At 76.5% G+C, this 20,924-nt stretch carries 27 protein-coding genes; 10 read left to right on the forward strand and 17 right to left on the reverse strand.

Going from position 1 to position 20,924, the window contains the following annotated elements; translation table 11 throughout:
* The first annotated feature begins 149 nt into the window (after nt 1-149).
* Entirely contained in the window at nt 150-785 is a 636-nt protein-coding gene (locus ABD994_RS16515; RefSeq protein WP_345416994.1) for an L-threonylcarbamoyladenylate synthase, read from the forward strand.
* A gap of 7 nt (nt 786-792) precedes the next feature.
* Here the strand turns inward: ABD994_RS16515 and ABD994_RS16520 are convergent, their stop codons facing one another.
* The 4 genes from ABD994_RS16520 to ABD994_RS16535 form a co-directional block, all read right to left on the reverse strand.
* Nucleotides 793-1,164, reverse strand: coding sequence for a hypothetical protein (locus tag ABD994_RS16520; RefSeq protein ID WP_345416996.1), 372 nt, complete (start codon nt 1,162-1,164; stop codon nt 793-795).
* Complete coding sequence (locus ABD994_RS16525) at nt 1,161-1,652, reverse strand: STAS domain-containing protein (protein ID WP_345416998.1); 492 nt, start codon at nt 1,650-1,652, stop codon at nt 1,161-1,163. Before ABD994_RS16525 ends, ABD994_RS16520 begins: the two co-directional genes overlap by 4 nt.
* A 142-nt stretch (nt 1,653-1,794) precedes the next feature.
* A complete protein-coding gene (locus ABD994_RS16530) occupies nt 1,795-2,523 on the reverse strand; it encodes a TSUP family transporter (protein WP_345417000.1) in 729 nt (242 codons plus the stop codon).
* 83 nt (nt 2,524-2,606) lie between these two features.
* The gene (locus ABD994_RS16535; RefSeq protein ID WP_345417002.1) at nt 2,607-3,041 is read right to left on the reverse strand and encodes a DUF4333 domain-containing protein; all 435 of its coding nucleotides are present in this window, start codon (nt 3,039-3,041) and stop codon (nt 2,607-2,609) included.
* Nucleotides 3,042-3,299: 258 nt separating this feature from the next.
* On the opposite strand from ABD994_RS16535, the gene ABD994_RS16540 reads away from it, so the two are divergent.
* Complete coding sequence (locus ABD994_RS16540) at nt 3,300-4,025, forward strand: PP2C family protein-serine/threonine phosphatase (protein WP_345417004.1); 726 nt, start codon at nt 3,300-3,302, stop codon at nt 4,023-4,025.
* Between the two features lie 6 nt (nt 4,026-4,031).
* Here ABD994_RS16540 and ABD994_RS16545 read toward each other — a convergent pair whose 3' ends face one another.
* From ABD994_RS16545 to ABD994_RS16555, 3 genes are all read right to left on the reverse strand, one after another.
* Nucleotides 4,032-5,510: a serine/threonine-protein kinase gene (locus tag ABD994_RS16545; RefSeq protein ID WP_345417007.1), complete on the reverse strand. Its 1,479-nt coding sequence runs from the start codon at nt 5,508-5,510 to the stop codon at nt 4,032-4,034.
* A gap of 68 nt (nt 5,511-5,578) precedes the next feature.
* Nucleotides 5,579-7,024, reverse strand: coding sequence for a sensor histidine kinase (locus tag ABD994_RS16550; RefSeq protein ID WP_345417010.1), 1,446 nt, complete (start codon nt 7,022-7,024; stop codon nt 5,579-5,581).
* A complete protein-coding gene (locus tag ABD994_RS16555; RefSeq protein WP_345417013.1) occupies nt 7,021-7,722 on the reverse strand; it encodes a response regulator transcription factor in 702 nt (233 codons plus the stop codon). Before ABD994_RS16555 ends, ABD994_RS16550 begins: the two co-directional genes overlap by 4 nt.
* A gap of 101 nt (nt 7,723-7,823) precedes the next feature.
* Here ABD994_RS16555 and ABD994_RS16560 point away from each other — a divergent pair, with 101 nt between their 5' ends.
* Nucleotides 7,824-8,402 (forward strand): hypothetical protein, encoded by a 579-nt coding sequence (locus ABD994_RS16560; RefSeq protein WP_345417016.1) that lies wholly within the window; start codon nt 7,824-7,826, stop codon nt 8,400-8,402.
* Nucleotides 8,403-8,476: 74 nt separating this feature from the next.
* Complete coding sequence (locus ABD994_RS16565) at nt 8,477-9,208, forward strand: HAD family hydrolase (protein WP_345417018.1); 732 nt, start codon at nt 8,477-8,479, stop codon at nt 9,206-9,208.
* Here ABD994_RS16565 and ABD994_RS16570 read toward each other — a convergent pair.
* The 3 genes from ABD994_RS16570 to ABD994_RS16580 all read right to left on the reverse strand — a co-directional run bounded on the left by ABD994_RS16570 (nt 9,189) and on the right by ABD994_RS16580 (nt 10,404).
* A complete protein-coding gene (locus tag ABD994_RS16570) occupies nt 9,189-9,488 on the reverse strand; it encodes a hypothetical protein (RefSeq protein ID WP_345417021.1) in 300 nt (99 codons plus the stop codon). The two genes, ABD994_RS16565 and ABD994_RS16570, sit on opposite strands and share 20 nt — an antisense overlap.
* Nucleotides 9,489-9,551: 63 nt before the next feature.
* On the reverse strand, nt 9,552-10,196 hold the full coding sequence (locus tag ABD994_RS16575; protein ID WP_345417024.1) for a class II aldolase/adducin family protein: 645 nt from the start codon (nt 10,194-10,196) through the stop codon (nt 9,552-9,554).
* A gap of 25 nt (nt 10,197-10,221) precedes the next feature.
* Nucleotides 10,222-10,404, reverse strand: coding sequence for a MerR family DNA-binding transcriptional regulator (locus ABD994_RS16580; RefSeq protein ID WP_345417027.1), 183 nt, complete (start codon nt 10,402-10,404; stop codon nt 10,222-10,224).
* A 115-nt stretch (nt 10,405-10,519) separates the two neighbouring features.
* On the opposite strand from ABD994_RS16580, the gene ABD994_RS16585 reads away from it, so the two are divergent.
* Entirely contained in the window at nt 10,520-10,813 is a 294-nt protein-coding gene (locus ABD994_RS16585) for a hypothetical protein (RefSeq protein WP_345417030.1), read from the forward strand.
* Here the strand turns inward: ABD994_RS16585 and ABD994_RS16590 are convergent.
* From ABD994_RS16590 to ABD994_RS16600, 3 genes are read right to left on the reverse strand one after another with little or no spacing between them, the layout of a single operon-like run.
* On the reverse strand, nt 10,779-12,089 hold the full coding sequence (locus ABD994_RS16590) for a sensor histidine kinase (protein WP_345417033.1): 1,311 nt from the start codon (nt 12,087-12,089) through the stop codon (nt 10,779-10,781). The two genes, ABD994_RS16585 and ABD994_RS16590, sit on opposite strands and share 35 nt — an antisense overlap.
* Nucleotides 12,086-12,787 (reverse strand): response regulator transcription factor, encoded by a 702-nt coding sequence (locus tag ABD994_RS16595; RefSeq protein WP_345417036.1) that lies wholly within the window; start codon nt 12,785-12,787, stop codon nt 12,086-12,088. Before ABD994_RS16595 ends, ABD994_RS16590 begins: the two co-directional genes overlap by 4 nt.
* A 60-nt stretch (nt 12,788-12,847) precedes the next feature.
* Nucleotides 12,848-13,189 (reverse strand): hypothetical protein, encoded by a 342-nt coding sequence (locus tag ABD994_RS16600; RefSeq protein ID WP_345417039.1) that lies wholly within the window; start codon nt 13,187-13,189, stop codon nt 12,848-12,850.
* A 119-nt stretch (nt 13,190-13,308) separates the two neighbouring features.
* Here ABD994_RS16600 and ABD994_RS16605 point away from each other — a divergent pair, with 119 nt between their 5' ends.
* The 3 genes from ABD994_RS16605 (at nt 13,309) to ABD994_RS16615 (ending at nt 15,378) form a co-directional block, all read left to right on the forward strand.
* Complete coding sequence (locus ABD994_RS16605; RefSeq protein WP_345417042.1) at nt 13,309-14,091, forward strand: class I SAM-dependent methyltransferase; 783 nt, start codon at nt 13,309-13,311, stop codon at nt 14,089-14,091.
* Between the two features lie 31 nt (nt 14,092-14,122).
* The gene (locus tag ABD994_RS16610; protein WP_345417048.1) at nt 14,123-14,920 is read left to right on the forward strand and encodes an enoyl-CoA hydratase/isomerase family protein; all 798 of its coding nucleotides are present in this window, start codon (nt 14,123-14,125) and stop codon (nt 14,918-14,920) included.
* A gap of 77 nt (nt 14,921-14,997) precedes the next feature.
* Entirely contained in the window at nt 14,998-15,378 is a 381-nt protein-coding gene (locus ABD994_RS16615) for a rhodanese-like domain-containing protein (RefSeq protein ID WP_345417053.1), read from the forward strand.
* Between the two features lie 7 nt (nt 15,379-15,385).
* Here ABD994_RS16615 and ABD994_RS16620 read toward each other — a convergent pair whose 3' ends face one another.
* From ABD994_RS16620 to ABD994_RS16630, 3 genes are all read right to left on the reverse strand, one after another.
* Nucleotides 15,386-16,111, reverse strand: coding sequence for an alpha/beta fold hydrolase (locus ABD994_RS16620; RefSeq protein WP_345417056.1), 726 nt, complete (start codon nt 16,109-16,111; stop codon nt 15,386-15,388).
* 87 nt (nt 16,112-16,198) lie between these two features.
* Nucleotides 16,199-17,704, reverse strand: a complete 1,506-nt coding sequence (locus ABD994_RS16625; RefSeq protein WP_345417059.1) for an outer membrane protein assembly factor BamB family protein — start codon at nt 17,702-17,704, stop codon at nt 16,199-16,201.
* A gap of 106 nt (nt 17,705-17,810) precedes the next feature.
* Entirely contained in the window at nt 17,811-19,388 is a 1,578-nt protein-coding gene (locus ABD994_RS16630; protein WP_345417062.1) for a class I adenylate-forming enzyme family protein, read from the reverse strand.
* 279 nt (nt 19,389-19,667) lie between these two features.
* On the opposite strand from ABD994_RS16630, the gene ABD994_RS16635 reads away from it, so the two are divergent.
* Both ABD994_RS16635 and ABD994_RS16640 read left to right on the forward strand, forming a co-directional pair.
* The gene (locus ABD994_RS16635) at nt 19,668-20,237 is read left to right on the forward strand and encodes a TetR/AcrR family transcriptional regulator (protein ID WP_345417119.1); all 570 of its coding nucleotides are present in this window, start codon (nt 19,668-19,670) and stop codon (nt 20,235-20,237) included.
* A gap of 10 nt (nt 20,238-20,247) precedes the next feature.
* Nucleotides 20,248-20,457: a hypothetical protein gene (locus ABD994_RS16640; RefSeq protein WP_345417065.1), complete on the forward strand. Its 210-nt coding sequence runs from the start codon at nt 20,248-20,250 to the stop codon at nt 20,455-20,457.
* Here ABD994_RS16640 and ABD994_RS16645 read toward each other — a convergent pair.
* Nucleotides 20,441-20,872 (reverse strand): cupin domain-containing protein, encoded by a 432-nt coding sequence (locus ABD994_RS16645; protein WP_345417068.1) that lies wholly within the window; start codon nt 20,870-20,872, stop codon nt 20,441-20,443. The two genes, ABD994_RS16640 and ABD994_RS16645, sit on opposite strands and share 17 nt — an antisense overlap.
* Nucleotides 20,873-20,924: the final 52 nt, after the last annotated feature.

A 20,924-nucleotide genomic window follows, 5' to 3' on the forward strand; every position in this document is an offset into this window, starting at 1 on the left:
GGTCTCGACCGCGCCCCGCTCAGGTCTCGATGTGGTCACGACCCACGGGTCAGGTGCCCCGACGCGCGGGCCCTCAATCACCGGTCGGGTGGCCCGCACGGGCCGTGGGCGCGCTTCCCGCGCGGCCGCACGGCTCCTAACCTGCGGCGATGGCCGCGACCACGGGCACCGCACGCTACGTCGAGCTGCACCCCCGCAACCCCCAGCGGCGGGCCGTGCTCGCCACCGTCGACCTCCTGCGCGAGGGGGGCCTCATCGCCTACCCGACGGACTCGTGCTTCGCGCTGGGCGCCGTGGTCGGCAACCGTGAGGGCCTCGAGCGCATCCGCGCGATCCGCCGGCTCGACGAGCGCCACCACTTCACGCTCGTGTGCCGCGACTTCGCGCAGCTCGGCCAGTTCGTCCGCGTCTCGACGCCGGTGTTCCGATCGGTCAAGGCCGCGACGCCGGGCTGCTACACGTTCATCCTGCCGGCGACGAAGGAGGTGCCGCGGCGCCTGATGCACCCGCGCAAGCGCACGGTGGGCGTCCGGATCCCGCGCCACCCCGTGGCCGAGGCGCTGCTCGCGGAGCTCGGCGAGCCGCTGCTGTCGTCGACGCTGCTGCTGCCGGACACCGAGGAGCCGCTGACCTCGGGCCACGAGATCCACGACCGGCTGGGCCACCAGCTCGACGCCGTCCTCGACTCCGGCGAGTGCGGCACCGAGCCGACGACGGTGGTCGACCTCTCCGGCGACGAGCCCGTGCTCGTACGCCAGGGCGCGGGTGAGGGGTTTCGCTGGTGAGGACGCCTCAGCGCGGTGCCGCGGTGGCGTCGCCGTCGGGCGGCGGGTCCATGCGGCGTGGCAGCCGGTCGACCGCCGCGCGCAGCGCGAGGTAGGCGTCCTCGAGCTCCGTGGCGGCCAGGTGCGCGCACGCCGTCCGCACCGCGGCCGCCGCCTCGTCCAGCGCGGCCCCGACCCCGCCGGCCCGGCGCGGACCCGCGAGGTGCGCCTGCACCGAGGCGCGGAGCATTCGGTCGAGCCGGCCGTCGCGGACCGCCTCGGCCGGTTCGGTGAGGTCGGCGAGGTAGCCCAGGGCGGCGCGGATCGCGGCGCCGAGCTCGGGCGGGGCCTCGGCGGACCCTGCCGGCCCGGACGCCGTCCGCCGCGTCACGGCGGTCACCGCCCGGCCTCCTCGGGCACGGACGCCCCCCGCCCGAGGGCGGGATGGGTGTCGGTGACGGCGATGCGGCGGTCCAGCGCCGTGAGGTGCAGCGGGCGCACGACCGCCCGGTGCCCGGCGACGAGCACGAGCCGCACCCGGTGGCGCCGTGCCGTCGCCTCCGCGGTCGCGAACACGTCGAGGCCCGAGGCGCCGAGGAACGTCACGCCGCCGAGGTCGCACACCACCGACGGCGTCTCGTCGACCGGTGTCGAGTCGTGGCCGGTGTCGCGATCGGCGGCGACGGTGCGGACCGCGCCGTCGAGGACGTCACAGAGACGCGTCGCGGTCAGCATGTCGACCTCGCCGATCACGCGGACGAGGACGAGGCCCCGGCGGGGCTGGGTGGGGGCGACGGTCAGCCCGCCGACGAGCTCGTCGTCGGGGTCCCGGAACGGGGGCCGATCGGTCGGCCAGGGCCTCGCGGGCCCGGTGGAACGTGCGGACATGGAGGGGGCCACCTCTTCCTCGGAAGGGAATCTCCGCCTCGCCTCGAGGGAGTGAAGCTGCGGGTGGCAGCCCTCACTGTCCCGTAGTGCGAACCGGCTGTCCACCCGGCGTCACGTGCCGAGCACCCTCCACGCGTGCGTGTCAGCTGGTGAGGACGCCGCGCACGATCGTCGCGAGACCGCCCAGGAGGGCGAGCACGGCGACGGCGCGGCGGGCCGTCCCGGCGTCGAGACGGCGGGCCACCGTGTCCCCCGCGAGGACGCCCACCAGCAGCGCGGCCGCCGCGGCGCCCCAGACGACGCCGTCGACGCGGGGCATCCCCTTGCTGACCAGGGCGATCAGGTTGATCCCCAGGAGGACGACCTGGGCCGTCGGGACCAGCACGTCGACGCTCCACCGGCGCACGAGCGCGTACGCGGAGATCACGGGCCCGCCGACGCCCGCGGTGACGTTGACGAAGCCCGCGAGGGCGCCGGCCACCAGCGGGCCGCTGCGACCGCGCATCCAGCCCCCGAGCCTCGGGACGAGGGAGACCACCACGGCGGCCACCGCCAGGATCCCGACGACGACGAGGAGCGGGCCCTCGGGCAGCGCGTCGACCACGAGGGCGCCGAGCGGGACGGCGACCACGGCGCCGGCGAGCAGCAGCAGCGCCTGGCGCCGGTCCACGCCCCGGGCGGTGCGCAGCAGGACCACGGTGCACAGCACGACCTGCAGGGCGTTGCCGAACGAGACACCGTCGCGGGGACCGAGGACGGCGACGAGGAACGGCGCCCCGACCAGGGCGAGCCCCAGGCCGGTCGCGCGCTGGGCCATCGCCCCGAGCAGCACCGGACCGACGACGAACGCCGCCGTCCCCGCCGCGCTCACGGGCGCGACGGGGACGGCGTGGTCATGCGGGCAGGGTGCCCGCAGGGTCGTGGGGAGCTACTGCGGGGTCGTCACCGGAGGGGTCACTGCGGGGTCATCGTGAAGTTCACCGTCGTGCCGTCGACGCCGGTCACCTCCACGAGCACGGGCGTCGGGGTCCCGCCCTCGGTCGCGGTGCAGGTCATCCGCGCGCCGACGGTGCCCTCGAGCGAGGACGGGCAGCTCACCTGGCTCGCGGTGAGCCCGAACTGGTCGGCGATCTCCTGCTCGACCTGGCGGTCGGTCACCGTGACGGTGCCGAAGACCATGACGAGCACGAAGATGCCGGCGATCAGCGCGGCGAAGACCCCCGCGACGATGCCGATGACCTTGCCGGCCGAGCTCTTCCGCGGCGGTGGCGGAGCGTAACCCCCGTATCCCGGAGCGGGAGGTAGGCCACCGACGGGCAGGCCGGCCGGCGGCGGCGACATCGGCGGGTAGCGGTGACCGGCGGGGGGCACGAACGCCTGCTGCGACATGCGGGAACTCCTCGTGGATCGGATCTCGGCGGGCCGGCGCCGAGGGGAGCGGGGACCGTCGGCGGTAGGAGGAGCATAGAACACGGAGAGCTACGAGCAAGCTGTCTTGCTACTCCATCAGAGCGATCTCAGGGATCCGCCAGAGAGCGCCGGACCCACCCCTGGACCTCATCGCGCGCACAGGTGTCTCCCAGACGGGCGACCCACTCTTGAGCCACGGCGCCCGCCCCGGCGCCGACGCCCGACGAGGGAGGGCCCGTGAGCGCCGCCGTCAGCATCCCGATCGCCCCCGTCCCCGCCTCCCCCGTCGGTGTCGCGTCCGCCCGCGGGCCGCGGACCCACCAGGCCGACGCGGCCGCGTCCCACCGCGGCCGGACGGGCCGGCTCGCCGTCGCCGTCGCCGACGGCGTCGGGGACTCCGCGGCCGCGGCCTTCGCGGCCCGGCTCGTCGCCGACCACGCGGTCCGGGTGGCGACGCTCGAGGGCCGCGTGGACACCGCGGTGCTCGCCGCGCACGACGTGCTCCACAGCGCCGGTGACCTCGCGCCCGGCGACGCGGCGGCCGTCGTCGCCCTCGCCCCGGGCGACGGCGACCCGCGCTGGCGCCTCGCGTGGGTCGGCGACTGCCGGGCGCTGGCCTGGGACGGGCGTGGCCTGCGGGCGCTGACGGTCGACCACACCGTCGCCGAGCAGATGCGCGCGTGGGGCCTGCGCGTGCACCCGCGCCTCGAGCACGTGCTCTCCACGAGCGTGCGCACCGCCGGGTCGCGGGACGTCGGCGTCGCCGACGTCGCCGGCCCAGGAGTCGTGCTGCTGGTCAGCGACGGTGTGCACCGCAGCGTCCCGGCGTCCGCGCTGGCCGCCGCCCTCGCCGCGGGCGGCTCGGCGCAGGCGCGCGCCGACCGGGTGGTCGACGTCGCGACGGCCGCCGGGACGCGGGACAACGCCACGGCGCTGGTGGTCGCCCGACCTCCGCTCCCGTGACGGTCGTCAGGGGTTCCGGCAGTCGCGCCCCGGGACCTGAGGCTCAGAGCCGGACGCGGACGGGTCCGTACACGGTGGAAGGGTCTGCTGGCTCCGCAGCCGGTCGACCGTTCGCCAGGCGCTCGCCAGGTCGTCGACGCGGATGCCGTCGCCCGCGAGCTGCTGGCGAGCCACCGGCGTGAGGTCCGCAACGCGCAGCCCGCTGTCCTCCGCCACGGACTGCAACGAGACTCCCAGGAGTGACCCCGGGAGACCCTGGTAGATCACCACCGTGTCCGCATCTGACGCAACGTAGTACTGCGCGCTGAGGTACACGGTGGCGGCGAGGACGCTGAGCACGATCGCGGCGGCGGTGCTCCCGAGCCAGAGGGCCCACCGCCGCGCGCGTCCCGCCCGAGCGGGCGGGGGCTCGTCCTCGTCAGGTCGCCGGTCCACCACGACCGGGCCCGCAGCCACGTCGGCTTTCGGCGGGCCGGGCGGCCGACCCGACGGCGGACCGGGCGGAGGCCCGGTCGGAAGTGGTGCGTAGGGCCGCGGGCCGTTCCACGTCGAGTGCCTCTGGATCGACGGCGATCCCGCCGCTGGACGAGGCGCCGCGGCGGGCCGACCCGCGCGGGGCGTGGCGGGCGGAGGCGAGGCCGATCGGGCGAGCGCCGCCCGCGCGCGGGTAGCGAGATCGCCGGCCCGGTGCGGACGTCGCGCCGCATCCTTCTCCAGCGCCGCGGCGACCACCTCCTCGAGCCCCGCGGGGAGGTTCGGCTCCACCTCGGACAACCGCGACGGGGCGACGTTGAGGTGGGCGTACATGAGCTGCGGGAAGCTCTCGCCCGCGAACGGCCGCTTCCCGGTGAGGAGCTCGAAGAGCACGCAGCCGAGGGCGTAGACGTCGACGCGGCCGTCGCCGCCGGGGCCCGGCAGGAAGCGCTCCGGCGCCATGTAGGCCGCCGTTCCCAGGGTGGCGCTGGTCGGCGTCAGCCGGGTGTCGAGCACGTTCGCCGCGATGCCGAAGTCGATGAGGTAGACGAAGTCGGGCGCGTCGGCGGTGTCCTCGGGGTGGGGGTCGGTCAGCAGGACGTTCGACGGCTTGACGTCCCGGTGCACCAGCCCGGCTCGGTGCGCGGCGTCGAGGGCGGCAGCGACCTGACCGACCAGATCGACGGCCCGGTGTGGCGGGAGACGCCCCGACCTGCGGAGAACGGATTCCAGGTTCGTGCCCTGGACGAAGCGCATGTCGAGGAAGAGCTGACCTTCGATCTTACCGTAGTCGTGGATCGGGATGACGTGCGGCTCGTGCAGCTGTGCGGTCACCTCCGCCTCACGGCGGAACCGGCTGACGAACTCGACGTCGCCGGCGAAGGCCGACGGCAGGACCTTGAGGGCGACGGCGCGGTTCTTCCGCGTGTCGACGGCGCGGTAGACCTCGCCCATGCCACCACGACCGATGAGCTGCTCGAGGCGGTAGGGGCCGAGATGGCGTTCGCCCACCTGTCACCCCCCCGTTCGGCGGCGATCGTAGCCGCGAGTGACCGCGGCTCCGAGAGTGACTCGACGGATCACCCGGCCGGACGGTCGGCTCCGAACTCCTTGTGGTTCCTGGGCAGGGTCACCCGGAAGCGGGCCCCGACCGTGCTGTCGACCGCGCGCAGGTCGCCGCCGTGCGCCCGGGCCAGGGCGCGGGCGATCGAGAGGCCGAGACCCGCGCCGCCCGCGTCCCGGGAGCGGGCGTCGTCGAGGCGCACCAGGCGGTCGAACACGCGCTCCCGGTCGGCGGCCGGGATGCCGGGCCCCTCGTCGGCGACGTCGAGCACCGCGTCGCCGGCCTCGGTGGTCAGCACGAGGCGCACCGTCCCGTCCGGGGGGCCGTGGCGGCGGGCGTTCTCCAGCAGGTTGGCCAGGATCTGGGTGACGCGTCCGGGGTCGGCCTCCACGCGGGTCGGCCCACCCTCGACGTCGACCGTGAGCTCCGGCGCGAGCAGGGCCAGCCGCTCGGCCTCCGCCGCGGCGAGCTCGAGGAGGTCGACGTCCCGGCGCTCCAGCGGCGCCCCGTCCTCGATGCGGGCGAGCTCGAGCATGTCGGCGACCAGCGCCCCGGCCCGGCGGGTCTCGCGCACCAGCGTGGTGGCCAGACGCTCGCGGCGGGCGAGGTCGGCGTCGGGGTGGCGCACCAGCGACTCGGCGAGCGTCTGCACGCCCGTCACCGGCGTGCGCAGCTCGTGGGCGGCGTCGGAGAGGAAGCGGCGGGTGCGCGCCTCGGAGACCTGGGCGCGGTGCGCGGCGTCCTCGGCGCGGCCCTGCGCGGTCTCGAGCGCGTCGAGCATGTCGTCGAAGGCCGCCGCGGTGCGCCCGAGCTCGGTGTCGGTGCGCTCGGGCCGCAGGCGCCGGCCGCGCTCGCCGGCCGCGATGTCGCGGGCCAGCACCGTCATGTCGTCGAGGGGCCGCAACGCGAGGCGGACACCGCCGAGGAGCGCGACCGCGACCACGGCGAGCCCGATCGCGCCGACGCCGATCATCACCACCCGCAGCCGGGCCAGCACGGCCTGGTCCTCGCCCGGCTCGGCCGCGAGGACCAGGCGGGTGCCGTCGGGCACGGCGACGACGCGCTGGAGGTCGGCGCGCGGCGGCCGGTCCGGGCGTCGCTGGGGTCCGCCGGGCGGCCCGGCCCCCGCTCCGGGCGGCCCGGGGTCGGCCGCCCCGGCGAGCCGCCGGCCCGACCCGTCCAGCAGCACCGCCCGGATGCCCTGCCCGTCGACGGCGTCGGCGAGCTCGGCCCCGGTCTCCCCGCCCGCGATGAGCAGGCCCGCCCGCGCGGCCCGGTCGTCGAGGCGGCTCTGCTGGTCGCGCCGCAGCTGGGCGCCGAGCGAGAGGTCGACGACGACCCCGATGACCACCAGTGCCAGCGCCACCACCACCAGCACGAGGGCGGTGACGCGCAGCCGCAGCGAGCGGCCCGCGGTCCACCGGCGGGCGGCCTGCACCGAGGCGGTGACGGGCGTGCTCACGTCCCCTCCGCCGGGCGCAGCGCGTAACCGAGGCCGCGGACGGTGTGCACGATCCGCGGGCCGTGCGCCTCGAGCTTGCGGCGCAGCGCGGAGACGTGCACCTCCACGAGGTTCGGGTCGTAGGCGTCGTAGCCCCAGACCTGCGTGAGGATCTGGTTCTTGGTGACGGTCCGGCCGCGCTGCTCGACGAGGTAGCGCAGCAGCCGCAGCTCGGTGGCCGTCAGGTCGAGGACGGTGCCCGCGCGCGTCGCCGTGCCGGCCTCGTCGTCCACGACGAGGTCGCCGACGCTCACCGCGGTCGGCACCCGGCCGCGGCGGCGCAGCACTGCCCGCACCCGGGACACCAGCTCGGCGAGCAGGAACGGCTTGACCACGTAGTCGTCGGCGCCCCCGTCGAGGCCGTGGAGACGGTCGGCGAGGGCGTCGCGGGCGGTGAGCAGCACGAGCCCCGCGTCGCTGCGCCCCCGCACGACGCCGAGCAGGGCGAACCCGTCCCGGCCGGGGAGCATGACGTCGAGGACGACGAGGTCGGGACGGAAGCCGTCGAGCAGCTCCTCGAGGCCCGCGCCGTCCTCGCGGCCCAGGGCGCGGAATCCCGCGTCGTCCAGCGCCTCGACGACCGACTCCCGGATCGCCGCCTCGTCCTCGACGACGAGCACACGCGCCGCCTGTCCGCCCTTCGTCTCCCGCGTCCCCACCCCCCGATCCTGGACCGTCGGCCCTGAACATGACCTGAAGACCCGCCCGCACCGTCGCGCACTTCAGGTCCGGTTCAGCCCGGGATCGGAGGGTCGGGGCCATGACCGAGACGCCCGGCTCCCCCGGCGAGCCGCCGACCCGCCCGACCCCGTCCGAGCCCGCCACCGCCGCCTCCCCCGACGGCCCACCGACGCGCTGGCAGCGGGTCCGCTCCGGCCCCTCGTCCTGGACCCGCCGCACCGCGGTCGTCGTGTCCGGCGTGGTCGGGCTGGTGATCGGCGTGCTGCTGGCCGGCCTCCTGCTCGCGACGACGCCCGCGGGCCGGCTGGTCGCCCACGACCGCGCGGACCGCGTGCCCGGCATGGTCGCCGACGGCCGCGGCCCGCACGGTGAGCGCGGCCCCGGCGCGCGGGGCGGGCCCGACGGCCCGGCCGGCCCCCGCGGTCCGGACCGCGCCGAGCGCGACGGCGCCGCCGGCCCGGGACGCGGGATCGTGGTCCAGGTCCAGCCGGGCGCGACGGTGCAGGTGGCGCCGGGCGCGACCGTCCAGACGGTGCCGGGCGGGGCCCAGCCGGCCCAGCCGCCCGTCCAGCCCACGCAGCCGGGCCAGCCCACGCAGCCGGCCCAGCCCACCCAGCCCGCCCAGCCCAGCCAGCCGGCACCGGGGCTGCCGGGCTGACCACCCCCAGGTGAGCGGAGTTCGCGGCCGTGGTCGCGAATTCCGCTCACGTGGGCTGGGGGATCATGGGTGGCGTGCGTGCGCTGTTCGACCTCCCCGCCGCCTACGACCTCTCCGCCGCCGAGCAGGACGCGCCGGTGCCGCCGGTGCAGGCCGTGCTCTGCGACTTCAGCAACACGCTGTTCCGCATGATCGGCACCGACGAGTGGCTGCGGCGCATCGCCGCGGACACCGGCCGGCCCCTGGACGACCCGGCCGCGGTGCTCGCCGACCTCGACGCCGCCGCGGCCGAGCCCGAGGTCGCCGCCGCGCAGGAGGGCCGCGACCTCGACGCCGACGCCCACGTCCACGCGATGCGGACGTGGTTCGCCCGCGTGCCGTACCTGGCCGGGATCGAGGACGCCGCGCAGGCGCGCGTCGTGGCCGAGGACTCGTGGGTGCCCTACCCCGACACCGGGCCCTTCCTGCGCTCCCTGGCCGAGCGCGGCGTTCCGGTCGGGGTCGTCAGCGACATCGGCTGGGACATCCGCGGCCACGCCCGCGCCGCGGGCCTCGACGCGCTCGTCGGCACCTGGGTGCTGTCGTGCGAGGAGGGCCGCGAGAAGCCGGCTCCCGAGCTCTTCCGCACCGCCTGCGCGCGCCTGGGCGTCGACCCGCGGCGCACGGTGATGGTCGGCGACAACCCGGCGCGCGACGGAGGCGCCGTCGCCGCCGGCCTGCGGGCGTTCGTGCTGGCGAGCGAGCAGCGCGACGGCGACCGCGGGCTGGCGGCCGTGCTGCCGCTGCTCAGCCCCGCAGGCGCGTGACGCCGGGCGCCACGAGCACGCGCGACGGCGCCGGCCGCCCCGCGCGCCGCACCCACCCGGCGACCACCTGGGCCACCGACCAGCCCTCGCCGGCCAGCAGCCCGGCGATCTCGTGGTCCGCCGCGCCGAGGGCGACGTCGGCGTCGTCGAGCACCCCCGTGAGCCAGCGCTCGCAGCGGTGCACGACCTCGTCGCCGTCGGCGTCGGCCGACAGCAGCCGCCCCAGGTCGAACGGCTCGAGCTCGAACGGCCCGGGCGGGACCTCGTCACGGTCGGCCATGGCGCCTCCCCTCGCTGGTGATCGGGGCCGACGCTATCCCCGACCACCGACAGCGGGCGGCCGTCAGCGCCCGGGCGCCGGGCGCCCGTAGCCCTCGAGCTTCTCCGCGACGCGGGCGATCTCGTCCCCGGCGAGCAGGTGCGGCGACCCGAGCAGGCTCGCCTGGTGGTGGAGCCGGCACAGCCACTCCAGGTACACGCTGCGGGTGTAGGCCTTCGCCAGGTCCGGGCCGTGGGTGGTGGCCCCGTGGTTCTGCAGCAGGACACCGGAGCGCCCCTCCATGGCGGCGACCATGTTCTCGGCCAGCTCCGGGCTGCCGTAGGTGGCGTAGGGCGCGACGCGCACCGGCCCGCCCAGCAGCGCGATCATGTAGTGCACCGGCGGCAGCTCGTCGACCAGCACCGAGAGCGCGGTGGCGTAGAGCGGGTGCGTGTGCACGACCGCCTGCGCGTCGGTGCGCCGGTAGACCGTCGTGTGCATGGGGACCTCGGAGGACGGCGCGAGCGTCCCCTCCAGCTGCTCGCCGTCCATGTCGATCACGCAGATCGACGCGGGCGTGAGGTCCTCGTAGGCGGCGCCGCTCGGCGTGACGGCCACGTGGTCGCCCCGCCGGATGCTCAGGTTGCCGGAGGTCCCGACGGTGAGGTCGTCGGCCTGCATCCGCCGGCAGTACTCCACCAGCTGCGCACGCTCCTGCTCCAGCAGCACGGGCGGGGACTCCTCTCGCCGCGGGTCAGCCGTCCTCGGCGATCCCGATCTGACGGCGCAGCTTGGCCACGTTCCAGCGGTACTGCCCGGACGGCAGCGTGATCTCGGGCGTCACGAGGCCCGCCCGGACGTAGCGCTGCAGCGTGCGCGCGCTGACCCCGAGGGCCTTCGCGGCGTCGGGCGTCGAGACGAGATCGGACGGCGGCACGCCGGTCACCCTATGTCGCCGCTGTCGTCCGAACGACGGCTTCGGCGCCCCTGACGCCACTTTCTCCGATGTCGTGCGTGGCGTCGCTGTCGCCGATGGCGGTAGGCTCCACGACATGGACGACACCGGCGACACCCGCGCACGCCCCCCGCGGCGACGACCCGGCGGGCCGGGGCGCTACCGCCTCGACGCGCGCCGGTTCCGCGGCCCGCTGCACGCCCCCGCCCGCAACGACCACGAGCAGCACGAGTCCGACGAGCTGGCCGGGCTCGTCGAGCTCGCCCGGTCCCTGGTCGCCGAGGGGTTCACGGCGTGGATCTACGAGCGGGTGCGGCGGCCGACGCCGTGGCCGGAGGCCTGGGACCTGCGGCTGGTCACCCAGCTCGATCCGGAGGGAGGTCGAGGATGACGCGCAGGCCTCCGGTCGGCGCCTCCTCGAGGCGCACCGTGCCGCCGTGGCGGGCGGCCTGCTGCGCGACCAGCGCGAGGCCCAGCCCCGAGCCCGGCGACGTGGCGGTGCTACCGCGCACGAACCGCCCGAGCACCGTCTCGCGCTCCGCGAGGGGCAGCCCGCGGCCGTCGTCGTCGACGGTGAGCACGACGCCGCCGTCGGCGCCGCGGTCGGCGCCGAGCCGGACGCGGCCCGCCCCGCCGTGGCGCACGGCGTTGACCACCGCGTTGGCGAGGGCCATCCGCAGCCCTTCCGACGAGCCGCGCACGGTGGCCCCGTCGAGCTCGTCGGCCCCGTCCACCGCGACCTCGAGCGCCGGGTGCGTGCGCCGCGCGTCCTCGGCCGCGAGCCGGAGCAGGTCGGTCACCTCGACGGTCTCGCCGCCGCCCGTGTCGGGCAGGTCCCCGGCGGCGAGGTGCCCGAGCGCCGTCAGCGTGGCCTCCACACGCGCCTCGGCCCGCAGCACGTCGGCGAGCACGTCGGCGCGCTCGGGAAGGTCGGGGTGCGCCCGCAGCACCTCGAGGTCGGTGCGCATCGCGGTCAGCGGCGTGCGCAGCTCGTGGCGCGCCGCGGCGGCGAAGTCCCGAGCGGCGTGCAGCGACGCCGTACTGCGCTCCCGCTCGGCGTGCAGCCGGGCGAGCATCGACGTCAGGGCCGCGGCCAGCTCCTCGGACTCCCGCGAGCCGTCGGCACGCACCACCGGCTCGCCCGTGGCCTGCTCCAGCGTCGCGGCCCGGTCGGTGAGCCGGCGCATGGGGCGCACGGCCGCGCCCGCGAGCAGCCAACCGAGGCCGGCGGCGAGCGCGACCGCCAGGAGGGCGAGGCCGACGACGAGCCGCTGCCGCTCGGCCACGCGGGCCCGGGTGTCGTCCTCGGTGACCCCGGTGGTCACCAGCGCACCCGGCGCCGGGCCGGGCACGGTCCGGATCCGGTACGCGACGCCGCCGACCGTGACCGACGTCGGCACGCCCAGCGGCGAGAGCGGCAGCTCGGGGCCGCTGACGCGGCGGACCGCGCCGTCCGGGGCCCGCAGGGTCACGGCGAGGTCGGCCCGCGTCGAGGCGAAGGTCCCGAACGTCGCCGGCGAACCGGGCACCAGGCTGCGGTCGAGGCGCTCGGTCTGCTCGCGGGTCAGCAGCACGGAGGCGAGCACGGCGACGAGCACCACGACGACGGTGGTCGACAGCGCCGAGGCCAGGGCCACCCTCGTCCGGAGCGAGAGCGAGCGCCTCACCCGCCCTCCCGCAGCACGAACCCGACGCCGCGCACCGTGTGCACGAGCCGCGGGGTGCCGTCGGACTCCAGCTTGCGGCGCAGGTAGCCGACGAAGACGTCGACGACGTTGGTGTCGGTGGCGAAGTCGTAGCCCCACACCAGCTCGAGCAGGCGCTCCCGGCTGAGCACCACCTCGGCGTTGCGGGCGAGCACGACCAGCAGCTCGTACTCGCGCTTGGTGAGGTCGACGGCACGGTCGCCGACGTGCACGGTGCGCCGGGCGAGGTCGACGCGCAGCCGCCCGGCGGTGATCACCTCGCCGAGCGGCTCCGGGGCCCTGGTGCCCCCGCGGCGCAACAGTGCCCGCAGGCGCGCCACGAGCTCGGGCAGCGCGAACGGCTTGACCATGTAGTCGTCGGCGCCGGCCTCGAGGCCGACGACGCGGTCGTCGATCGTGTCGCGGGCCGAGAGCACGCAGACCGGAACGTCGTGGTCCATGGCCCGCAGCGCGGTCACGACGGCCACCCCGTCCATGCCCGGCAGCCCCAGGTCCAGCACGACGGCGTCGGGCACGCGCTCGGTGACCGCCCGCAGCGCCCCGGGCCCGTCCTCGGCCGAGCGGACCGCGAACCCCTCCAGGCGCAGCCCCCGCTCGAGCGACGTGCGCACGTCGGCGTCGTCGTCGACGACGAGGAGGTCGGGGGACGGCTCGCTCATGGTCGCGGATCGTGCCAGGAGAGCCGCGGGACCCGGGTCGTCGGAGGTCAGCGTCGGAGGTCAGCGGTCGGCGCAGGGACGGGTGGCCCGTCCGACGCGGTCGGCGGCGTCGGCGAGCCGGGCCGCGAGCGCCGGGTCGGGAGCGGAGCCGGCCTGCCCGCCCTGCTGCAGCCGCGCGATCTCCTCCCGCGCCTCGGGCGTGAGCGTCAGCCCGCCGGTGTTCCCGGCACCCGGGCGCATCCGCGTCGTGCAGGGGGCCTGGCCGCCGCTCGCGGGAGCGGCCGCCGCGGGGGCCGCGGTGGCGGTCGGGGCGGCCGCGTCGGGCGCGCCCGCGCAGCCGCCGAGGACGAGCAGTCCGGCGAGCACCGGCCCGGCGAGGACGGGCAGGCGGCGGAGGTCCATCGATCGTTCTCCTCGTGGTTCGCGGGGGGCGGCCGTTCGGGGCGGTCACCCTGTCGCCGACCATGCTGGTGATCGCCCGTGACGCACCTCTGTGGCGACTCTGAGGGAACGGTGAGGTCATGAGCGAGGACCGGTACGCCGCCGCGGCGGCGGGATGGGCGACCGGCGCGGCGCGCGTCTACGGGCCGCTGGCGACGCAGCTGGTCGCCGCCACGCCGCACCCGCTGGCCGGTCGCCGGGTGCTCGACGCCGGCGCGGGGACCGGCCTGGCCTCGGCGGCGCTGCGGACGGTGGGCGCGCGGCCGGTGGCCCTCGACCGGTCGCGGCCGATGCTCGCCCGGGACGCGCCGGCCCGCCCGCCCGCCGTCGTGGGGGCGCTGGAGGCGCTGCCGCTGCGGGACGGCGCGGTCGACGACGCCGTCGCCGCCTTCGCGCTCAACCACGTCGACGAACCGGTCGCGGCGCTCGCCGAGCTCGCTCGCGTCGTCCGCCGCGGCGGCGCGGTCCTGGCCACGGTCGCGGCGGCGACCACCGCGCACCGGGCCGTGCGCGACCGCATCGACGCCGTCGTCGCCGACGCCGGCTTCACCCCGCCGGGCTGGTACGCGCACCTGACGACCGTGCAGGCCCCGCAGCTCGGCAGCGCCCCCACGATGGGCGCCGCGGCCCGGGCCGCCGGGCTGGTCGTCGTCGACGTCACCGAGCGACCCGCCGACGTCGGCGTGGAGCGCGCCGAGGACCTCGTCGACTACCGGCTCGGCCAGGCCCACGTCGCGGCCTGGCTGGCCGGGCTGTCCGCCGGGGAGCGGGCCGCGCTGCGCCGGGCGGCGCTCGATGCGGTCGCCCCGGTGATGGCGCCCTACCGCCCGCCGGTGGTCACCCTCGTCGCGCGCACGGCATGATCGGGCGCCGGGACGAGGAGAGGAGTGCTCGATGACGAGCGACGCCGTCGTGGTGACCCGTGACGACCAGGCGGCGGTGGCCACGGTGCGGATGAACCGCCCGGACCGTCGCAACGCGCTGACCACCGAGCTGAAGGTCGCCCTGCGCGACGCCCTCGAGGAGGTCGGCCAGGACACCGCCGTGCGGGCCGTCGTGCTCGCCGCGGCCGGTCCCGCGTTCTGCGTCGGGCAGGACCTCGGCGAGCACGCCGAGACGCTCCGGTCCGGCGACCCGGACGCCATGCGCACCGTCCCCGAGCACTACAACCGCATCACCTCGGCGCTGGCGACGATGCCGAAGCCCGTGGTCGCGGCGGTCGGCGGCACGTGCGTCGGCGCGGGCCTGGGGTTCGCCCTGGCCTGCGACCTGCGCCTCGCCGCGGCCGGCGTCCGGTTCGCGACGGCCTTCGCCGGCATCGGCTTCGGCGGCGACTCGGGCCTGTCGGCCACCCTCGCCCACGCGGTCGGCGCGTCGCGGGCCACCGACCTGCTGATGCTCGGCGACACCTTCACCGCCGAGCAGGCGCGCAACTGGGGCGTCGTGCGGGAGGTCGTCACCGCCGACGAGCTCGACGACAAGGCCCTGACGCTGGCCCGCCGCCTCGCCTCCGGCCCGACCCGGGCCTACGCCGAGATCAAGGCCGCCATCGCGCTGGGCACCGTCTCGTCGCTGCCGACGATCCTCGAGCACGAGGGCGCCGCCCAGTCCCGCCTGGCCGCGACCGACGACCACCGCAACGCCGTCGAGGCCTTCCTGGCCAAGGAGAAGCCCACCTTCGTCGGACACTGATCCGGGGATCTTCCGGCCGGTGGCGCCGGGTGGCAGGGTCCGCCGCGGTGATCCGATCATCCCCAGGAGGCGAGAAGATGGCGTCGGCGCGCGATCTCGTGATGGCGGCCCGGGCCCAGGTCGAGGGCCTGACCCCGGCGCAGGTCGCCGCGGAGCAGGAGCAGGGCGCCCCGCTGCTGGTCGACGTCCGGGAGCCGGACGAGACGGCGGCCGGGACGATCCCGGGCGCGACGCCCGTGCCCCGCGGGCTGCTCGAGTTCGCCGCCGACCCGGGTACGCCCATGCACGTCGAGGGCTTCGACGCCGCCCGGCGCGTCATCTGCTTCTGCTCGGGCGGCGGCCGCTCGGCCCTGGCCGCGCAGAGCCTGCAGGCCCTGGGCTACACCGACGTCGCCCACCTCGAGGGCGGCGTCGGCGCCTGGACCGCCGACGGGCGGCCCGTGGCGCCGCCGACCTGACGCCCGGTCAGGCGGTGGCCTCCACCGCGGCGAGGATCGCGTCGATCGTGACCTGCGGGTGGGACACCATCGAGACGTGGGAGCCGGGGGCCTCGGTGATCGTCGCGCCCGCCCGCTCGGCCATCTTCCGCTGGGTGTCCGGCGGGATCACCTTGTCCTCGGTACCGACCACCGCCCAGCTCGGCAGCGACCGCCACCCGGGCTCGCCGCCGGGCGTGAGGTTCGCGCTCAGCGTGATCGGGCGCTGGCTCTCGACGATCAGCTCGCGGTCGGCCTCGGGCAGGTCCTGGGCGAACGACCCGTGGACCGTCGCGGGCTTGAGGAACGCCTCGACGTCGCCCTCCGGCGCGCCCGGGTAGCCGGCGAGGTCGAGGACGGTCGTCGGGTCCGGGACGTCGAGCGCGGAGCCGGAGCCGCCGAGGATCTGGAAGACCGTCTCCCCCTCGTCCGGGATGAACGCGTCGACGTAGACGAGGGCGCGGACGTCGCCGGCGCCGGCCGCGGCGTGGGTGATGACGAAGCCGCCGTAGGAGTGGCCGACCAGCACCACCGGAACGGTGACGCGCTGCGAGACGAGCGAGGTGACGTACGGCGCGTCGGTGGTGACGCCGCGCAGGAGGTTGGGCGGCGTGAGGACCGCGAGCCCGCGGCGCCGCAGCTCCGGGGCGACGAGGCTCCAGCTCGAGCCGTCGGCCCAGGCTCCGTGGACGAGCACGATGGTTGCTTCCGGCACGTCGGCCTCCCGCAGTGTGGTGTCACTGTCCCCCGCGCGAACCGACCGTAGGGTGGTGTAGGTCACGCTTCAACCACGTCGCACCGCCTACGGCGCCAGGCGCACCGCCGACACCCCGCGGCTGGTGGGCAGGAAGAGGGCGTTGCCGCTGGCGGCCGGGGTCGCGAAGCGCGTGGCGTCGCCGACCGAGACCGTCGCGCGCTGGGCGCCGGTCGCGGCGTCGAGCCCGATGAGCGCGCCGTCCTGCTGCAGCGACCAGACCGTCGTCCCCACGATCACCGGGGAGCCCGTGACCTGCGACGGCGCCGTCCAGCCCGCAGCGAGCGCGTCGTCCGCGCCGACGCGGAACTGCCGGAGGCCGGACGCGCAGGGCAGGTAGGCGACGGCGCCGCCGCCCTGCACCGGGGCCGCGGCACCGCCGCCGTAGGCCTCGCAGCCGTCGAGGCGGGCGCGTTGCCCGTTCACGCCGCCCATCGCGGTGAGGTCGACGAGGAAGATCCCGCCGCCCTTGCCGGCGGTCAGCACGAGGTGGGTGCCGGGCAGCAGGACGGCACCCATGGAGCCGAGGTCGGCGTCCACCGAGTTCTCCTGCGCCCACCCGGCGGGGGCGAACCCGTCGACCAGCGCCAGGGCCGGCGACAGGCGCAGGACCGAGTCGCTGTGGTCCCAGTCGCCCGAGGTCGCCTCGCCGTTGCCGGTGGTCAGGACCAGGTCCCCGTTGGGGAGCGCCGCCGGTCCGGACGCCGCCCAGATGCCCGCCTCGCGGGTGGTGGGGACGACGAACGAGGTGGGCGCGGCGGTGCCGGTCGTCGGGAGCCCGACGACGCTGCCGCGGTACTGCCCGCAGTCGCCGTAGTTGCCGCCGTAGGGGACGTAGACGGTGCCGCGGGAGACGAGCAGGGCGCCGCGCTGCAGGTGGGTCGCCGGGTCGACGCCGGGGACGTCGGCGTCGCGCCTGCTGCGGACGGCGCCGTCGGCCGGGTCGATCGCGTAGAGCTGGTGGTGGACGCCGGCCTCGGTGGTGGCCACGAACACCTGGTCGGTGGCCGGGTCGAAGGCCGGCGACCCGGTGACGCCGATCGGGTCGATGTTGCCGCAGGGCAGGGCGGACCCGGGAACGGGATCGGCGAGGTGCGTGCGCCAGCGGACCGCTCCCGTGGCCGCGTCGAGGCCGTAGACCGAGCCGCCCTCGGTCGCGGCCACGACCTCGCCGGCCACCACCGCGGGGCTGCCGTAGACCGCGCCGTCCAGCGGCGTCTGCCAGGCGAGCGCGGGCGAGACCGGGTCGGGGCCCGACGGGACGTAGCCGTCGCGCGTGGCGTCGCCGTGGTAGGTCGTCCAGTCGGCGCCGGGCCGCACGCCGCCGGAGGGCGCGACCGTCGGCGCCGGTTGGCCGGCCACCGGCGGCAGGACCAGCCCGGCCCCGGACGCCGGCACCTCGGGCGGCGGGTAGGGCGCCACGGTCGCCGGTGGCGCCGGCGCGGCCGTGGGCGCCGGTCCGCCCGCCGACGGCCCCGACGAGCACGCGGCCAGCGCCAGCGCCGCCACGAGAGCACCCGTCAGGACCACCCACCGACCGCTGCGTCCTCGCACGCCGGGGATCGTGCTCCGGCCCCGCGCCGGGCGCAGGCCGTCCGTGAGCGAATGGGGACTTTGTCCGCCTCGACGCAGCGAGCAGGCCGTTCGCTGCGGTGGGAGGTCAGGTCAGCTGGGACTCGCGCTCGGCCCAGAACACCGCGCGGAGCTCGCGCTTGAGGATCTTGCCGGCGCCGGACTTGGGCAGCGGCTCCACGCGCGTCTCGATGCTGCGCGGCACCTTGTAGCCCGCGATCGTCGCCCGGCAGTGGGCCACGAGCTCCGCGGCGAAGGCGTCCGGGTCGTCGGGCAGCGAGCGCAGCACCACGACGGCGTGCACCGCCTCGCCGTAGCGCTCGTGCGGCACCCCGAAGACCGCCACCTCGACCACCGACGGGTGCGCGAACAGCGCGTTCTCGACCTCCGCGCTGTACACGTTCTCGCCACCGGAGACGATCATGTCCTTGGCGCGGTCGACGAGGAACAGGTGCCCGCCCTCGTCGAGCAGCCCGAGGTCGCCCGACGCGAACCAGCCGTCGCGCAGCACCGCCGCGGTCTCGTCGGGCTTGTTCCAGTAGCCCGCGGTGACGTTGGCGCCGCGGATGAGCACCTCGCCGACGAGACCGGCCGGCAGCGGGGTGCGGTCGGCGGGGTCGACCACCACCACCTCGACGCCCACCGCCGCCCGCCCGCAGGAACGCGCCTGCGGGGCGTCGAGCAGGTGCTGCTCGCCGGGCAGGAGCGTGACGATCGGCGAGGTCTCGGTCAGCCCGTAGATGTGCAGCATCTCGGCGTCGGGGAACGCCGCGTGGGTGCGCCGCAGCAGCTCCACCGCCGCCGGCGACGAGCCGTGCGAGAGCCAGCGCAGCGTCGCCACCGTGCGGGGGCGCGCGGACTGCTCGGCGGCGAGCGCGTCCATCATCGTGGGGACGACCAGCGTGGCGGTGACACCGTGGCGCTCGACCAGGTCGAGCACGCCCTCGGGCGTGAACGCCGGGCACATCACCTGCGTGCCGCCGGCCCAGATCGTCGCGAGCGCCCCGATGGTGCCCGCGGCGTGGAACATCGGGGCGACGACCAGCCACCGGGTGTCGGGCGTGAAGGGCCAGCACGCCATGAAGTGGAAGGCGTTGGCGACGAGGTTGCCGTGGCTGAGCATGACGCCCTTGGCCGCGCCGGTGGTGCCGCCGGTGTAGAAGATGCCGGCCAGGTCGTGCTCGGCGGGCGCGCGCAGCGGGGCGACCGGCTCGGCCCCGTCCAGCAGCGTCTCGTACTCGGTGGTGGTGTCGACGACGCGCAGGTCCGGGTCGAGGCCGTCGAGCTGCCGGTCGGCGAACAGCACGCGGGCGCCGGCGTCGCGCAGCGCGTAGGTGCGCTCGGCCGCGGTGTGCCGGACGTTGAGCGGGACGATCACCAGCCCGTGGCTGGGCAGGCCGAGGTAGAGCTCGAGGTAGCGGTGGCAGTTGGCGCCGAGGACACCGACGCGGTCGCCCGGGCGCAGGCCCAGCCCCGTCAGGACCGACCCGAGCCGCGCGACGCGGTCGGCGAGCTCGGCGTAGGTCTCGGTGTGCTCGCCGCAGACCACGGCCGTGCGGTCGCGCCCCGTGGCGAGCGCCCGCCGCAACGGAGCCCCGACGGTCCGGGTGGCGTTGCCGGCGTCCGCGGCCGGCGCCAGGTCGTGGAGGGTGTCCAGCGTCGTCATCGAGCACCTTCGGGCCACGCTGCGCTTATCGCAGTCGAACGATCGTTCGGTCGGCTGGCGACGGTAGCAGTGACACCGCCCACCGGCCAGGACGAAGGATGCGGCGTCCCGCCCCCGCGGCGCCAGCACGGGATCCGGCCCGCGGCGCCCACGGACACGGGGTGGAGCCGTACATTGCCGTCCGTGACCAACGCCCGTCCCCCGGCCCGCGAGGGTGACCCACCGACGGGGACGCCGCTCGGGACACGGCGGGGCCGTCCGGCCTACGACACGTCGAGCCTGGTCGAGGTCGCGGCCCGCGTGTTCAACGAGCGGGGCTACGACGCCACGAGCATGGAAGACCTCTCGGCCGCGGCCGGGATCACGAAGTCGTCCTTCTACCACCACGTGCGCGGCAAGGAGGCGCTGTTGCGCGCGGCGCTCGAGCGGGCGCTCGACGGCCTGTTCGGCATCCTCGACGAGCCGGCCGCGACCACCGGCTCCCCGCTCGCCCGGCTGCGCCACATCGTGCGCCGCCAGGTCGAGGTGCTGGTGGCCGAGCTGCCCCACGTCACGCTGCTGCTGCGCCTGCGCGGCAACACCGAGACCGAGCGGTGGGCGCTCGGGCGCCGCCGGGAGTTCGACGCGGCGATCGCCGCCCTGGTGCGCGACGCCTCGGCCGCCGGGGAGCTGCGCGCCGGCCTCGACCCGGCCGTCGACGCCCGCCTGCTCTCGGGGATCGTCAACTCGTTGGTCGAGTGGTACCGGCCGGGCCGCGTCCCCGTGGAGGACCTCGTCGCCGAGGTCGACCGGATGGCCTTCGAGGGCCTCCTCGCGCAGGCTCCTGCGACCCGCCGACGCCCGTTCTAGGCTCGGCGACGTGCCGCTGGAGTTCTCCGAGCAGCCCGACACCGGCCTCGTCGCGGTCACGCTGACCGACGCCGACGGCACCGTGCTGCAGACGCGCGTCGTGGCGGCCGAGGAGATCTCCCGCATCGCGGCCCGCGCCCGCGCCGCGGTCGAGCGCAGCGAGCGCACCGGCGAACCGGGCCTCTACGTCACCCTCGACGAGCTCATCGACGGGTCGTGAGGTCCCCGTCCGGGCCGCCGATCGGCGGCCCGACGACCGTGACCTCGGGCGGGGGCGCGAGGGCCCACTCCGGCGGCTCCACGCCCGCGGCCGCGGCGGCGAGGCGGGCCCAGTGGCGCTCGAAGCCCGCCGGGGTGCACACGAGCACGTAGCGGGCGGGCACGTCGGAGCGGTTGGCCAGCGCGTGCGGCACGTGACGCGGCGCGAAGCAGACCTCCCCCGCTCCGCGGGACGCCACCACGTCGTCGACGCGGAAGAGCAGCTCCCCGTCGAGGACGTAGAAGGCCTCGTCGAAGCCGTGCACGTGCAGCGGCGGGCCGGGACTTCGCGGCGGCACGACGATCTCCGTCACCGACACGAGGTCCCCGGTCTGCTCACCGTGCAGCAGGACGGTGGTCTGCGGACGGGACGTCACGGGTCCCACCTCCCGGCGCGAGCAGTACGCTGTGCTTAGAACAGTTCATAGC

The sequence above is a fragment of the Actinomycetospora chlora genome, from assembly GCF_039542135.1.
Lineage (GTDB): Bacteria > Actinomycetota > Actinomycetes > Mycobacteriales > Pseudonocardiaceae > Actinomycetospora > Actinomycetospora chlora.